Raw genomic sequence first — 14,007 nt, 5'->3', positions numbered from 1 at the left:
TCAGCGCGATTCGGTCAAGTTCGGGGGCTCGGGCTTATTGTACGGATCGATCGCCGCATTACGTTCGCGTGCCGGCAGGAACCCTTGAGAGAGGGCGTGGTATAACCGCTCCTTCGAGACCGTTTGCGCGACGAAGTCCGCGATCAACGCAGAGGCGAGCAGCGGCATCATCAGCCCACGACTAGCGGTTGTCTCGGAGATGATAATGACCGCGGTCAGCGGTGCGCGGACGACCCCGGTGAAGTAGGCGACCATGCCGAGCAGCACGATCGCACCGCCGGGATAAGTGGGAAACAGCCAGCGCAGCATGTCGCCGACGCCCGCGCCCACCCCGAGCGATGGGGCAAAGATGCCGCCGGGCATGCCCGACACCGCCGTAGCCAGGGTTGTCACCAGCTTGGCGATGCCAAACCAGTGCGGCATGTCCGCACCGGTAATGATGCCTCGCGCGGCGTCGTAGCCGGTGCCCCAGGTCAGCCCGCTCGCCACGCCGACGATCGCGACCACCATTCCCAGCGATCCGGCGAACACAACGGGGCGAGCGCGCAGGCGCGCGACCGGCGTCCAGCGCGTCCGCCCAGTGGCCAGCACCGCGCGCGAGAAGAACGCGCCCATGAGCCCGCCGAGCACACCTGCGACCGGAGCCGCCAGCATTGTCTCCCGGATCGAGAGCGTCTGTCGCATGACCCCGAAATAGACGTAGTCGCCTGATAGCCCAAGGCTGGTCATGCCGGCGATGAGGACCGCGGTCATCACCAGCAGCGTCATGCGCTGCTCGTAGGCGGCGGCCAGTTCCTCGATCGCGAAAGCAACCCCTGCGAGCGGCGTGTTGAATGCTCCCGCCACGCCTGCGGCGCCCCCGGCGATGAACACCGACGCCCGCAACGGAATGGCCATCAGTCGGTGAGCATAACCCATGATCGATGCCGCGACCTGAACCGTAGGCCCTTCACGCCCTGTCGAGGCGCCGACGAGCAGCGTTCCGATCGTCAAGAACAGCTTCACGATGACAGTCTTCGCCGAGACGAGCTTGGACATCGCATGATCGGGGTCGTGGGTCGCGGCCATTACCTGCGGAATACCCGATCCCCGGGCTTCCGGGGCGAGCCGGATCGTCAGGCCAGCAATGGCGGCATAACCCAGCGGCGTGACGATAAGCGGCGACCACCACCAGCGCGCCACCAGCGCTGCGAACCGCCCTCCCGCCCAATCGGCAGCATGCGCGAACAAGAGGGCGACCAGCCCGATCAAAACCGCTCCGCCCAGAATGGCGACGCGTCGCCGCCAGATTGGAGCGGTCGGACCGTGCTCGCGCAGCAGATCGCGCGCCTGTTCAGGGATCCTGGCCATCAGCCTTCCGCCGGCGCACCGACCGCGGCAGCTACGAGGCAGACGAGTCCAATTGCAACGAAGCCTATCCGCTGCGCAACCGTACCCTTGCCGTCCTTGATCGACACGATCAGGGCCAGGACACACTGCAGCGCGTAGAACAGCGCGAAGGCGCGAGACGAGAGCGCCACGACCTCGAACGGATCGGTCAACCAGACGATCACGATGGCAAGGCCGCCTGCCAGCGCAAACGCCAAGGGCATGCTGATCTTGCGCCGGGAGACTTCGTTGACCAGTCCACCGGAGCCGATTGAGTCCGCTACCGCGGCGCTTAGCTGGCTCGACACCGCGCCGGCCAGCACGAAGATGCCCAGCGCTGGCGCGATCAGCTTCATGATGTCGAGGATGCCGGCGACGCCCTCGGTCGCTGCGGCGCGGGTGAGGAACGGCGTGAGCAAAGCGATGAAGGCGAGGTAAATCGCCGAAGAGATCCACTGCGCATGGCGCATCGTTCGAACCCGCAGCTCGGGCGGATATGCGTGACCGAGATAGCGCGACGTCTCAAAGCCCTGGACGGTGATCAGCAAGCCCAGCAGCATGGGTATGCTGGCAAACGACAACTTGACGGGAGGCAGCGGATCGACCGTGCCGTTCATCACCCACGATAGCGTGAGCGCCACCAGCAGGCCGGCGATGATCCCGATCTTGATCGAGACCGTGCCATGCGCCAGGTGTTCGACCTTGCGCAGGCTGCCGCCCAGCGCCAGCAGGGTCATCAACACGATCAGTACAGTGACGATTACGTTCGCGGCCAGCGGTTGCAAGCCTGGATCGACCGCGAATGGCTTGAGCGAGAACTCCGCCAGCAGCTTGAGGTAGTAGGCCACCGAAACAGCGTAGGCGAGCGCCAGCACGCCTTGCGTGCCACGGGCCAGCCACGCGACCGGGTCGTTGAAGTGTACCGTCGCAAGGTGGTTCTCGACATGGACGATATTGAAGCGGATCACCGCGCCCGCGGCGTAGGCGATGGCGAGAAGGACCGCCATCGCACCAAGCGCCGCGCTGCCGAACTCGCGCGCCAGCAAGGGGCCGCAGATCAGAAAGCCGGAGCCGATGATCGACGCCAGCGGAGTGACGGTGGCATGCCAGCCATCGGACCGTGCAAACTTACCGAAGGTGAGAGCGACGGTGACCAGCAGGGCTACGATAAGGGCGACGGTTACGATCATGCGGTCCCTCCCAGCCAGGCGTTGCCGTCGCGGAGCCGGCGCTTGTAGTCCGACTCGGCCAAGGCACGCAGCAGGTCGTCGGCTCGCATCAGCACCGCCTGACGGCACGCACCTTCCAGGTTAATCTCGGCCAATGCGCGAAACTCGCGCGTCTGGCGGGCCAGCGTCTCGATCCTTCCCGGATCGTCGCAACTGAGCGCGACGTCACCCAGCGCATTGAGGAAGCGCTTGCCGGCGATCATGTCGGCGCTCGCGTATTGCGCGAGCGCGCCAAAGGCACGGTCGAGGAAGCCGTCGAACGTAATGGGATGCGCGATCACTCGCAATGTCTCGTCATCATCGGCGCGCAGGCGAGACGGCAAGTCACGCCGGGCAAGGTCCGCCAGAGCTGCGCCCAGCCAGTCGAGGCAGCTGTTGGCGGTGAAGGGATCATTGACCCCCGGTGACAGCGCGCGTGCCGCAATCTCGACCAGTTCGTCGATCAGGAAACGCAGGTCTTGAAGCGCGGTGCGGCGCGAGCCGACCGCGAAAGCCCCACGCAATGCCTTGGCCGCATCCTCGTCGCAGCGCTCGGAGGGCCAGGCTTCCAGCAGCACACTGCCTTTGTGCGTGAAGTCACCCGATTGGTATTGCAGGCGGATCACGAGATCGTGTTGCCGCGCGGCTTCCAGCAACGTCTTCTCGTCGATCAGCTGGATGTATCCGGTGTCCTTTGCACGCACCGGCGCCCGTCGTTCGTAATCGGCGGCGGTGGCATCGACGCGGAAAGCCGATGGAATGCGCGCGTCGTCAGCCCGTTCGACGAGCGGCACGCCGACGAACACCGGAAAACGGCTGCCGATCTCTTCGATCAGGCGATCGCCGATACGCTCGATCACGTTGTTGATGTGGATCCGCATCGGCACGTGGTGGATGAAGAAGATCAGCACCGCGATCGAACATAGAACCAGGATCAACGCGATCAGCAGTGCAAGCTGCGGCACGAAGGCGGGCGCGCCGGCGCCGCTCTCCCCGGCCGAGCGGATCGTGCGAAGCACCACCAGTGAATAGACGAAGGTGGCGATGAAGGTGCCCAACGTGACCTGGTTGCCGCGATCGGACATGAAGTTGCTGAGCAAGCGCGGGCCATATTGCCCCGAGGCGTAGACCACGGCGGCGATCGTCACCGAGAAGGTCGTACCCGCCACGCCGATCATTGATCCGCCGATCGAGGACAACAGGCTGCGCGCACCGTCGGGCCGAGCGGCGTAGAGCCACCGAAACCGGTCCATCCAGGTTGAACCGAAATGGCTGTCGACATAGACCATCGCCAGCGCCAGCAGCAGCGCGCCAACAGCCATCACGGTAGGCACGAACCAGTAACTTTCGCGCAAATCGTTCGACAATCGCAGCAGGTGGGCTCTCATGCATTTTTCTCCGCATCAGCAGCGGTAAGCCGTTCCAGCACGCGCTTGATCGTTCCGCCTTGCACGATCACTGAAAACAATACGACGACATAGGTGGCGGAAAGGATGACCGAGCGCGCCGGGCCGTCCGGCAGACCAAGCGCCAGTGCTATCGAGATTCCGCCGCGTAGGCCGCCCCAGATCAGCGTCACCGGTGCGACGAGGCCATAGCGATGGCTCGGCCGGATCGCTCGCAGAGGCAACAGCACCGACACCGATCGCGAAGCGAGCGCCAGTGGGATCGCGCCCGCTCCGAGCAGAAATAGCCGAGGGTCGCTCGTGATCGTCACGACCTCCAGCCCGATCAGCAGGAACAGCACGGTATTGAAGATGTCGTCGATCAGATCCCAAAACTTGTGCAGATAGTCGCGCGTGGTGTCGCTCATCGCATGGGCGACGCCGGCATTGCCGATGATCAGCCCGGCCACCGCCATGGCCACGGGACCGCTGACGTGCAGGGGCCTTGCAATGGCATAGCCGCCCATGACCACGGCAAGGCTGATCAGCACCTCCACCTTGTAGTCGTCAATAGAGCGCATCATACGAAACGCGATCCAGCCGATCGCCAGGCCCAATAGGATGCCACCGCCCGCCTCGACCGCGAACAGCTGCGCCGCGTGCGAGATCGTCAGCCCCTGACCCGAAATGGCCGAGGCGAGCAGGATCGTGAAGATCACGACGCCGACGCCATCGTTGAACAGGCTTTCGCCAGCGACCGTCGCTTCGAGCCTGGGTGACACGTTGGCCCGCTTCAGCACGCCCATCACCGATACCGGATCAGTCGGGCTGATGAGTGCACCAAACACGAAACACCAGATGGCGGGGAACTCGAAGCCGACCAGCCGTGCCAGCAGCCAGAACCCGCCGCCCACAAGGGCGGTCGACAAGGCCACGCCGATCGTGCTGAGCACGATGATCGGCCAGCGTCCACGGTGCAACTCGCCCCAATCGACGTGCAGCGCTCCCGCGAACAGCAGGAACGATAGCATGCCGTCCATAAGCGTGGTTTGAAAGTCAATCCCGGCGATGAACCGCACAATATCGTGCGCGAAGTCTGCACCCGGCAGCAAGCGGTCGATCGCGACGACGACCAATGAAGCGATCGCGCCCATGACCGTCAAGCCGATCGAGGACGGCAGCCCGAGAAAGCGGAAATTCACATAGCCCAGCGCGGCGGCCAGAACAATTAGGATCGCTGCCGCATCGAAGGAACTGAGCGTCACTCCGGCGATCATGGGACCGTGCCGTTCGAGAGCGTAAAGCGTTGTCCTGCGGGAGGCGCAGGTTGCGGGGCTATGCCTTGGGACATCAGCAAGGCCGCCACAGCTTTCGCCCGTCTTTGTGTCAGGTTGGGCCTTGCTGAAGGCTCTTCCGCCGGAAGCCCTGGCACCGACAAAGCCGGCACGTTCCAGCGCCGTGCCGCCCAGGCCGATGTCAGAACGGCATTGCGTGCAGAAACATCGAGCGTGTCGACGTTGTCCGCAAAGGCGACCTGCGGCAGCGGTGCCTGCGGCGGCAAGATGGTGATCGACCAACCACTGGTCGCGGCAGCGGCGCGCGCCTCCAACGTCCGGTATGTCTCGAGCGTCGCACCTGGGAGCGGCACGGCTGCGGCAGTTGCCCGACGATGATCGCGATCAACGGTGACATCATCCGCTGAGATGCCGGTGATCAGCGCGACGGTCTGCGTCAGTGTACGCATTTGCTGTGCATCGATCCCGGATTTGTCGCCAGCTTGGCGCAGCTCTTCACGCTGTGCGTCGAGTGCATCGGCTCCGGGCTCGAGCAAGATCTGATCGATATCGAGCCGTACAGTGCGGTCGAGCTTGCGCTCGATTGCCTGTTGCAGCTGCTGGGTTCTTTGTATCCGCCCGCGTGGGGTGATGACGACCGAGCGGATGGTGATTGGATCGCGGTCAAACGCAACCTCGAGCTGCGTGACGCGTGCGTCATCCCCGAAGCTCTCGTTGAGAAGGGAGCGCACTTGCGACACCATCAGCGCCTCACGCGCGATCTGATTGAGCGATAGTCCCAAAGGCACGGCCATCACGGCAAAGACCAGCAGCAGCACGATTGTCTGAGCCCAGCTCTGTCGACTGGAGAGATAGTGGCCAAAGCCATAGTAGCGCGCCATGGCAGTCGCGGAGAGTGCAATGGTGATAAAGTTGGTCACGAACAAGGCAAACGCCCCGCCCAGCACCGGCAGGTTCCAGGTTGCCAGGCCATACCCAACCACCGCCAGCGGCGGCATCAAGGCCGTGGCGATCGCGACGCCGACGATCGTCTCGCCTCGGCCCCGGATGATGGCGAAGCTGCCGGCCAGCGCGGCGAACAGCGCGACCCCAAGATCGAACAGGTTGGGTCGTGTACGTGCAACGATTTCCGCCGTGGGCGCCTGCAGCGGTGACACGGTGACGATGAGCGCAGTGAAGATCACCGCCGCGACTGCACCGATCGCCAACGCCAGCACCGAACGGCGCATTTCCGCGAAGTCGAACAGGGCTAGGCTGAACCCAAAGCCGAGGATTGGGCTCATCAGCGGTGAGATTAGCATTGCGCCGATCACCACGGCAGGAGACGACAGCAACAGTCCCAAAACTGCGATGCCCGCGGACATCATCGTCATGAATGCATAGCGCGGAGACCACCCGCTCTCTTCGACGATACGTGCTACGACTGCCTCATGATCGATCGGTTCAACGACGCTGCTCCGCCACCAGCGGTATAGCGCGAAACGCCTTAGCCCTGCGTCGCCATGAGCGAGGCCGTCTTGCGAGTTTTCAATCGACACAGCCAAAATCAGATCGCCTTTCCAATGACTACGGCGGACGTTTCGCGCTTCGCGTAGCGCAGGACCGCATAGCCCAGGAGGCCAGCGACAAGCGAACCCGCCAAAACGCCGATCTTGGCCTCGGTTTGCAGCAGAGGGCTCATGGGGAAGGCGAGCAAGGTGATGAAAATGCTCATCGTGAAGCCGATGCCGCAGAGCAGCGCGACACCAAGCACCTGAAGCCTGCTGGCATGTGCGGGCCGATCCGCCAACCCCAAGCGAACCGCGATAGTCGCAAATCCGAATACACCGAGAACCTTGCCGATCAACAGACCGGCAGCGACGCCGAGAGTCACCGGCGCTACCCATGCGCTGGAGGGCAATCCGATAACCGGCACCGCAGCATTGGCCAGTCCGAACACCGGCACGATGAGGAAGCCAACCGGCTTGTGCAAGATGCTCTCTAGCCGATGGAGAGGACTGATACTGTCCGCGTCAGGCCGACTGGGTGTGCGTTCCATCGGGATCGTCAAGGCGAGCATGACTCCCGCCAGCGTTGCGTGGATGCCTGACCGATAGACGAGTACCCACAAGATCAGTCCGACCAAGAGATACGGCGACAGGCGCCGCACTCCAAAACGGTTCAGGCCAATTAAAACTGCAAGCGCAACGGCCGTCCCCGCAAGGTCGGGTAGCGAAAGGCTTGCCGTGTAAAACAAGGCAATAATGATGACTACGCCAAGATCGTCGATGATAGCGAGTGCGGCGAGGAAGACGCGCAAAGAGCCTGGCACACGATCGCCAAGGATGGCGATGACGCCTAATGCGAAGGCAATGTCTGTGGCCGCCGGAATTGCCCATCCCGATGAAGTCGGCCCCTGGTTGAACGCGAGGTAAATCAGAGCCGGTACGATCATCCCTCCAGTTGCCGCGATGCCGGGAAGAATGCGTCGCGGCCAAGTGGAAAGCTGGCCGTCGATGAGCTCGCGCTTGATCTCCAGGCCGACCAGAAGAAAGAACAACGCCATCAGGCCATCGTTAATCCAGTGTCCGACTGAGAGCGGCCCCAGGTAGGTGTGCAGCATCGCATCGTAACTGGCGCCGATCGCCGAGTTCGCGATCACCAACGCCACCACTGCGGCCGCCATTAGCACGATCCCCGTCGATGATTGCGCTTCAAGAAAACGGCGGATAGCGCTTGGGTGCGCATGGTATCTGGTCATGACAATACCTTAGGGCGGGGAGGTCGGCGCTGGCGGCCCGACCAGCGTACAAACCTGCCCACTCCTGCTTTCGCAAGACGAGCACCCGGGCCGCCTATCGCATCCCGCCCAGCTCATCGCAACCTAGATTAGGAATGGTCAGGTATCACGTCAGACTGCTTTTAATCATCCTCCACCAATGCCGCGCTCACGCGCCCAGATGATCGCGGCGCCACGCTTGTTCACGCCGATCTTGGCGTAAATCCGCGACACGTGGTTGCGCACCGTAGTGCGCGTCAGCCCGAGCGCATCGGCGATCGCCGTGTCATCTTGACCTTGCCCCAGATGCTCAAGCACCTCGCGCTCGCGCGGGGTAAGCTGTGTCGTCTCCTTGTTCGGCTTGCCGGCCTGATCTGCACGCAGGTTGGCCAGCTTATCCATGACATTGCGGCTGAACCAACTTGCGTCGCTCATGACCGCCTCGATCGCGGTGACCAAATCGAGTTTGGACTGGCGCCGTTCGGTGATATCTTGAATGACCCACAGCACGCAGCGATCGCCCGCCCGGTGGATCGTGGCCGCCGAGACCAGGCAGTCGAGGAACTGGCCCGTGCTGGTGCGGACCTTCGCATCCTGATTATGCAGCTTCCCGGTCGTCTCGACCTGCTCTTCCATCCGCCGCCGCGTCAGGGCCGTGTCCCACAGGGTCAGCTCTCCAGGGCTGCGCCCGACGAGCGTGGCCTCTGAATGACCGGTCATCGTGCGGAAAGCCTGATTCACCTCTATCAAGGCGTGGTTCTTGAGCAGGGCGATCACCAGGGCCACCGGGGCCAGATCGAACGCCTCCTGGAAACGCTCCTCGCTGTGACGCAGTGCGGTTTCCGCCTTTCGACGCGGTTCGAGGTCCGCAAAGGTGAACAGCATGCAGTCCTCGTCCTCCAGTCCGATAGGCTGGCCGGCGATGATGACGAGCTTGGTATCACCCTCGGGCAGGTCGATCTCGGTTTCCATCTGGGGCACGGCCTCACCAGCTGCGAGCCGCTCATGAGCCAGATCGCGACGCTCGGCACGGGTGAACAGATCCAGTTCGTATACGGTACGCCCGACGATGCGGTTCGCCGCATATCCTGTCATGTCGAGGAACCCCTGATTGGCACGTACCACCTTCAAGTCCGACAGCCGGGAGATCACGGCCGGCGCTGGATTGGCGTTGAAAGCTTGGCGGAAGCGGTGCTCGGCTTCGGCGCGTTCGCTGATGTCGGTGATGATCAGCACGAGACCCTCGATCGCGCCGTCCCGGTCAGCGAGGATGAGACTGCGAACCTGATGGACCCACTGCATTTCGTCCGCGCCGTCAGGCGTCACCTCGACAACAATATCGAGAACGGTTTCGCCTGCCACCGCGCGTTCGGCCGGATAATCATCAGATTTCAGCGCATGACCGTTGCGATAACGCAGCGCGAACCGCGATCGATAGCCAGCGGCGTCTCCTCCCAGCGCTTCGATCGTGCCGACCCCATGCATCGCGAGCGCGGCATCGTTACTCCACAAGATGGTCCCGGCAGGATCGAGCGATATCACGCCTTCGCATAGACCTGAGACGATCAGGCGCAGATTGTCGAGATCAGCGGTCTTGCGCACTTCGACAAATCTGCCGCGGTCTTGGCGTTTCGGCATGATGCGTTCCTATGGTTTGGCAGGTACCTAGACTTCCATTATCTCGACGTCTTGGGTCGATTGCCTCTGATCGTCTGATGCAAACGCATCTTTGCGACCCAGTCTGAGTCACATACCTTCTGCCCGCTGAGCAAAGTGCTCGAGCTTCGCACGAACGGCATCGCTCAAGCTTAAGGAAACATCATGATCGGGATTCTAATTTGGCTTGTCATCGGCGGTGTGGTTGGCTGGCTCGCCGGCCTGATCATGCGAGACAATAACGGCATCATCATCAACGTTATCATCGGCATAGTGGGCGCCTCCATCGGCGGACTGATCTTCAATGGCGGGAGCATCAACGAGGCGCCGCTGAGCATACCCAGCTTCGCTGTGTCATTGCTTGGAGCGGTGATCCTCCTCGCTATCCTGAATCTCATTCGTCGCGGCACCGCACGGTAATCATCGGATCTCCATTAATAGGGAAAGCTCAACATCATTAAGAAAACCACCTTATTGCCGCTCGCACTGGCCACCTTGATGATCGTCGGTTGCAGCAAAAGCCCATCAGACAAGCTTGCCGCGCGTGTCGAAGCGTCGGGAGATGCGCGAGCCGACGCGATGGAGCAGAATGCTGACGCCATGCGCAGCAAGGCGAAGGCGCTCGACAACCGTGCAGATACCGCACGGGACACGGCGGAATCGCGCGCCGACGCGATCAAGGCAGCGGACATGGATGTCAGCAAGTTGACCAAGGCGCAACGCGACGCGATTGTCGCAAACAAAGCGCCAGCGGTTCACTGAAACAACCAACGAAGGAGAAAACAGATGGGTGAATTCACCGACAAGATGAAAGCTGCCGGCAACAAGGCCGCCGGCAAGGTCAAGGAAGAGATCGGCGACATGACCGACAACGACCAGCTGGAGGCTGAGGGCAAGGCCCAACAGCTGAAGGGCTCGGCACAGGACGTGAAAGGCAGCGTCAAGGGCGCGCTCGGCGACGACATCTAAAGCCGTTTGCATGTGACCCTCTGAGGGTCATGCCGGGAGGCCAGGCGGCGTCACGTCGCCCGGCCTCCTCCTGTTTTTTCAAGAGCGCGTCAGGCGACGCGGCGATGCCAGCGGAGCGGCGCGATGCAATTCATGGGAATCAACTGGGTCGGCGTGAACCCCGAGAACGGGCAAAAGCTGCTCCTCTCGGTCGCGTTCATCGTGATCGTCGTCGGCATAAGCCGGATCCTACGCTGGCTGGTCGGCGTGGTGCTGCGCAACACTGATACCGCGGGACTGCAGACCAAGTTCTGGACGCGGCAGGGCATCAGCCTGCTCAGCGCGGTCGTCCTCATACTCGGCCTGCTGTCGATCTGGTTCAGCGATCCGACCCGCCTTGCGACCGCGCTGGGTCTGGTTACCGCGGGCCTCGCCTTTGCGCTTCAGCAGCCAGTGACGTCCATCGCCGGTTATTTCGTCATTCTGCGCGGCAGTACCTTCAACGTCGGCGATCGCATCTCGATGGGCGGTGTGCGCGGGGACGTGCTGCGGCTCGGCTTCATCCAGACCACGATTATGGAGATGGGGCAGCCGCCCAGCGTCCAGGGTGCAGACCCCGCAATGTGGGTAAAGAGCCGCCAGTTCACCGGTCGGATCGTCACCGTCAGCAATTCCAAAATGTTCTCCGAGCCGGTGTACAACTACACGCGCGATTTCCCGTTCATCTGGGAAGAGATGGCGATTCCCATCACGTACGAGGCAGATCGCGCCAAGGTCGAGGCGATTCTGCTCGACGCCGCACGCGCGTTCGCCGGCGGCGCGAATGACATCGCCGCCGACGCGAAAGCCGATATGGAAACGCGGTTTGGGGTCGATCCGATCGATCTTGATCCCAAGGTATTCTTCCGCATTACCGACAACTGGCTGGAACTCACCGTTCGTTTCATCGTTACCACGCACCGGATCCGCACGATCAAGGACGCGATGAGCCGCCAGATCATCGCGGCGCTCGACGAGGCTGAGATCGGCATTGCCTCGGCGACCTATGACATTGTCGGACTACCGCCGATAACCCTTCGCCGCGAGACAAACGCAGCTTAAACCCGTGGATGGCGATCACGCCAGTGAAGGGGCACATGCAAGACAATGCCATCAATCGCTGGATCATCGACATTGCGACCGATTTCGCCATGGTAGCGACGGCTCCGGATGGCAGCGTAACCACTTGGAATGAAGGTGCTCGCCTCATCCAAGGCTAAGCCGAGACGGAGATGCTTGGCCAGCAGATCGATCGCATTTTCACACCCGAGGACGTCGCTGCCGATCGGCGTCAGGCGAAAATGCCGTGCCCGGTCGAGCAGGGCGCGCGTAATGACGAACGCTCCACATCCGCAAGGACAGGGAGCGATTCTGGCCGAAGTATAAGTTTTTACGAACTCGCTTCTAGCGAGTAGTGCCGCATAATAAGTTGCGTCGGATCTTCCGAAGGCCCGCTCGGGATATTTTTGCGTTTTCAAGTTGCGTATGACAATAAAGGATAACTTGAGGAACTGGCAGCAATGGCTCGAAAAGCTCGGCTTGCCGGTTCGAGAGTCACCGGACACACCCTCGATCATTGCATCCATCGCGGTTGCGGCCGGCAGCTTCTGGATTGGCTGGTTTCTCGCCGGACAGCTTGCACCCAGAATCGGTGCGGCCATTCGCCGGCTGACCGGACGTAGCGATCAGTTCGGAACATCACTTGCTCGGTCGGTGACTCATTTACGGGTTGGCCTCGATGCTGCTGATGATCATCGGCAACATACCGGGATTCAGCACGCTGGCGGCTCTCATCCTGGCTTTTGCGCTGGGGCTGGCGATGGCGATGCTGGTGTATCGGATCGCAAAAGCGTCTGGAATGGGCAGCATCCTGGCGGGTGTGATGGGCTCAATCGTGCTTGTCGCCACCACTGCCGGTGATCTGGGTGGGCTACGCTCCCTCATTGGAGCGCTCGACGGCGTTGGCCTAACCGTGGGCACTCGCCGGATATCGCTTCTGGGCGCGGTCAATTTCATCGTTATTGGCGCGGTTCTTTATCTGTTAGCTCGTCTGGCGAACCGAGTGCTCACTCACTCGATTGACAAGATGCATGCCATGGACATCTCGCAGCGCGCGCTGATCCAGAAGCTTGGTAGCCTGCTGATCATCGTCGCCGCCGTGCTGCTTGGCGTTGATCTGCTCGGCATCGACCTGACCGCCTTTACCGTCTTTTCTGGTGCCATCGGGCTCGCAATTGGGTTCGGATTGCAGAAGACCTTCGGCAATCTCATTGCAGGGCTGATCCTGCTGATGGACCGATCGGTCAAGCCGGGAGATGTCATCGTGGTGGGCGATACCTTTGGTGCAGTGACCAAAATCGGCGTGCGGGCCGTCTCGCTGGTGACGCGCGACGGCAAGGAACACCTGATCCCGAACGAGCAACTCATGACCGAGCCGGTCGAGAACTGGTCGTATTCGAGCCGCAACGTGCGGGTCCACATCCCCGTTGGCATTAGTTACGACAGCGATCTACCGCTTGCGCAGCGATTAATGATAGAGGCGGCGAGTGCGGCTGCGCGCGTTCTGGATCATCCCAAGCCAACGGTCTGGCTCACGGGCTTTGGCGATAGCTCTGTCGATCACGAGATCATGGTCTGGATAGCTGATCCCGAAGCGGGCGTTGGTAATGTCAGGTCCGATATACTCAACCGCTTGTGGGTTGCGTTCAAGGAACACGACATCGAGATCCCTTTTCCGCAGCGCGACATTCACATCCGCTCGACCACTTCGACCCGGCAGGAGCGTGTGCGCGCAACGGATAATGGAGTAAATGTGAGTAGTCTGGAATGATCGTTGGCAGCTTCTTCGGCCTCCTGCGCATCGTGGTGGTGGGGTCTCTCGCTTATCTGATCCTCATCGCGATCCTGCGGGTGAGCGGCAAGCGAACACTCGCCAAAATGAATGCGTTCGACTTTGTCGTGACGGTGGCGCTAGGATCGACGCTCGCTACCGCATTGTTATCGAAGGATGTGCCCCTTGCCGAGGGTGCTCTCGGCTTCGCCGTGCTTGCACTGCTGCAATTCGTGATTGCCTGGGCTGCGCGAAGGTGGAAGCTGGTTGCAGATGCCGTGAAGTCCGAACCCCGAGTTCTTCTTCGTAACGGCGCTCTGGATGATCAGGCGCTGCTCGAAGAGCGGGTGACCCATGACGAGGTTGCCGCAGCGGTGCGAAAAGCCGGCCACGGCGGTTTCTCCACCATAACGGCGGTGGTGCTGGAGACGGATGGCAGCTTCAGTGTGGTTGCGTGCGATGCAGTTGGCAATCGATCGGCGTTGGTACCTTGAGGGAGTGCTGCGCAAGGATGAAAGCT

General features: G+C 61.8%; 14 protein-coding genes. 6 read left to right on the top strand and 8 right to left on the bottom strand.

The window, feature by feature from the left end; translation table 11 throughout:
- The 7 genes from ACXJ1Z_RS18580 to ACXJ1Z_RS18550 form a co-directional block, all read right to left on the bottom strand.
- Positions 1-1,350: a chloride channel protein gene (locus tag ACXJ1Z_RS18580; protein WP_463781519.1), complete on the bottom strand. Its 1,350-nt coding sequence runs from the start codon at positions 1,348-1,350 to the stop codon at positions 1-3.
- Entirely contained in the window at positions 1,350-2,558 is a 1,209-nt protein-coding gene (locus ACXJ1Z_RS18575; protein WP_463781518.1) for an Aq_097 family APC-type transporter, read from the bottom strand. The genes ACXJ1Z_RS18580 and ACXJ1Z_RS18575 overlap by 1 nt, the downstream gene beginning before the upstream one ends.
- On the bottom strand, positions 2,555-3,964 hold the full coding sequence (locus ACXJ1Z_RS18570; protein ID WP_463781517.1) for a DUF2254 domain-containing protein: 1,410 nt from the start codon (positions 3,962-3,964) through the stop codon (positions 2,555-2,557). Before ACXJ1Z_RS18570 ends, ACXJ1Z_RS18575 begins: the two co-directional genes overlap by 4 nt.
- Entirely contained in the window at positions 3,961-5,238 is a 1,278-nt protein-coding gene (locus tag ACXJ1Z_RS18565) for a cation:proton antiporter (protein ID WP_463781516.1), read from the bottom strand. Before ACXJ1Z_RS18565 ends, ACXJ1Z_RS18570 begins: the two co-directional genes overlap by 4 nt.
- Positions 5,235-6,629 (bottom strand): DUF389 domain-containing protein, encoded by a 1,395-nt coding sequence (locus tag ACXJ1Z_RS18560; RefSeq protein ID WP_463781515.1) that lies wholly within the window; start codon positions 6,627-6,629, stop codon positions 5,235-5,237. The genes ACXJ1Z_RS18565 and ACXJ1Z_RS18560 overlap by 4 nt, the downstream gene beginning before the upstream one ends.
- A 173-nt stretch (positions 6,630-6,802) precedes the next feature.
- Positions 6,803-7,996: a Na+/H+ antiporter NhaA gene (gene nhaA / locus ACXJ1Z_RS18555; RefSeq protein WP_463781514.1), complete on the bottom strand. Its 1,194-nt coding sequence runs from the start codon at positions 7,994-7,996 to the stop codon at positions 6,803-6,805.
- Between the two features lie 165 nt (positions 7,997-8,161).
- Positions 8,162-9,652 carry a helix-turn-helix transcriptional regulator gene (locus ACXJ1Z_RS18550; RefSeq protein ID WP_463781513.1) on the bottom strand — a complete coding sequence of 497 codons (1,491 nt, stop codon included), beginning with the start codon at positions 9,650-9,652 and terminating at the stop codon, positions 8,162-8,164.
- Between the two features lie 186 nt (positions 9,653-9,838).
- Between ACXJ1Z_RS18550 and ACXJ1Z_RS18545 the strand changes: the two genes are divergently transcribed.
- The 4 genes from ACXJ1Z_RS18545 (at position 9,839) to ACXJ1Z_RS18530 (ending at position 11,719) form a co-directional block, all read left to right on the top strand.
- Positions 9,839-10,090 carry a GlsB/YeaQ/YmgE family stress response membrane protein gene (locus tag ACXJ1Z_RS18545; RefSeq protein ID WP_463781580.1) on the top strand — a complete coding sequence of 84 codons (252 nt, stop codon included), beginning with the start codon at positions 9,839-9,841 and terminating at the stop codon, positions 10,088-10,090.
- Between the two features lie 78 nt (positions 10,091-10,168).
- Positions 10,169-10,432, top strand: a complete 264-nt coding sequence (locus tag ACXJ1Z_RS18540; protein WP_463781512.1) for a hypothetical protein — start codon at positions 10,169-10,171, stop codon at positions 10,430-10,432.
- Positions 10,433-10,456: 24 nt separating this feature from the next.
- Entirely contained in the window at positions 10,457-10,639 is a 183-nt protein-coding gene (locus tag ACXJ1Z_RS18535; protein WP_463781511.1) for a CsbD family protein, read from the top strand.
- A gap of 123 nt (positions 10,640-10,762) precedes the next feature.
- Complete coding sequence (locus ACXJ1Z_RS18530; protein WP_463781510.1) at positions 10,763-11,719, top strand: mechanosensitive ion channel family protein; 957 nt, start codon at positions 10,763-10,765, stop codon at positions 11,717-11,719.
- Here ACXJ1Z_RS18530 and ACXJ1Z_RS18525 read toward each other — a convergent pair.
- Positions 11,716-12,318, bottom strand: coding sequence for a hypothetical protein (locus ACXJ1Z_RS18525; protein ID WP_463781509.1), 603 nt, complete (start codon positions 12,316-12,318; stop codon positions 11,716-11,718). The two genes, ACXJ1Z_RS18530 and ACXJ1Z_RS18525, sit on opposite strands and share 4 nt — an antisense overlap.
- A gap of 77 nt (positions 12,319-12,395) precedes the next feature.
- Here ACXJ1Z_RS18525 and ACXJ1Z_RS18520 point away from each other — a divergent pair, with 77 nt between their 5' ends.
- Both ACXJ1Z_RS18520 and ACXJ1Z_RS18515 read left to right on the top strand, forming a co-directional pair.
- Positions 12,396-13,487, top strand: a complete 1,092-nt coding sequence (locus ACXJ1Z_RS18520; RefSeq protein WP_463781508.1) for a mechanosensitive ion channel family protein — start codon at positions 12,396-12,398, stop codon at positions 13,485-13,487.
- Positions 13,484-13,981 carry a DUF421 domain-containing protein gene (locus ACXJ1Z_RS18515; RefSeq protein ID WP_463781507.1) on the top strand — a complete coding sequence of 166 codons (498 nt, stop codon included), beginning with the start codon at positions 13,484-13,486 and terminating at the stop codon, positions 13,979-13,981. The genes ACXJ1Z_RS18520 and ACXJ1Z_RS18515 overlap by 4 nt, the downstream gene beginning before the upstream one ends.
- The last annotated feature ends 26 nt before the right edge of the window (positions 13,982-14,007 follow it).

It is taken from the genome of Novosphingobium sp. TK46 (assembly GCF_055361525.1).
This window is presented reverse-complemented; position numbering and strand designations above follow the sequence as displayed.

Bases quoted from the DNA above. Each gene is read 5' to 3' on its own strand.
- ACXJ1Z_RS18520 (WP_463781508.1), top strand. From the start codon at position 12,396: ATGCTGCTGATGATCATCGGCAACATACCGGGATTCAGCACGCTGGCG.
- ACXJ1Z_RS18535 (WP_463781511.1), top strand. From the start codon at position 10,457: ATGGGTGAATTCACCGACAAGATGAAAGCTGCCGGCAACAAGGCCGCC.
- nhaA (WP_463781514.1), bottom strand. From the start codon at position 7,996: ATGACCAGATACCATGCGCACCCAAGCGCTATCCGCCGTTTTCTTGAA.
- ACXJ1Z_RS18570 (WP_463781517.1), bottom strand. From the start codon at position 3,964: ATGAGAGCCCACCTGCTGCGATTGTCGAACGATTTGCGCGAAAGTTAC.
- ACXJ1Z_RS18560 (WP_463781515.1), bottom strand. From the start codon at position 6,629: ATGACGATGATGTCCGCGGGCATCGCAGTTTTGGGACTGTTGCTGTCG.
- ACXJ1Z_RS18550 (WP_463781513.1), bottom strand. From the start codon at position 9,652: ATGCCGAAACGCCAAGACCGCGGCAGATTTGTCGAAGTGCGCAAGACC.
- ACXJ1Z_RS18540 (WP_463781512.1), top strand. From the start codon at position 10,169: ATGATCGTCGGTTGCAGCAAAAGCCCATCAGACAAGCTTGCCGCGCGT.
- ACXJ1Z_RS18580 (WP_463781519.1), bottom strand. From the start codon at position 1,350: ATGGCCAGGATCCCTGAACAGGCGCGCGATCTGCTGCGCGAGCACGGT.
- ACXJ1Z_RS18515 (WP_463781507.1), top strand. From the start codon at position 13,484: ATGATCGTTGGCAGCTTCTTCGGCCTCCTGCGCATCGTGGTGGTGGGG.
- ACXJ1Z_RS18525 (WP_463781509.1), bottom strand. From the start codon at position 12,318: ATGGCCGCACCGATTCTGGGTGCAAGCTGTCCGGCGAGAAACCAGCCA.
- ACXJ1Z_RS18575 (WP_463781518.1), bottom strand. From the start codon at position 2,558: ATGATCGTAACCGTCGCCCTTATCGTAGCCCTGCTGGTCACCGTCGCT.
- ACXJ1Z_RS18565 (WP_463781516.1), bottom strand. From the start codon at position 5,238: ATGATCGCCGGAGTGACGCTCAGTTCCTTCGATGCGGCAGCGATCCTA.
- ACXJ1Z_RS18530 (WP_463781510.1), top strand. From the start codon at position 10,763: ATGCAATTCATGGGAATCAACTGGGTCGGCGTGAACCCCGAGAACGGG.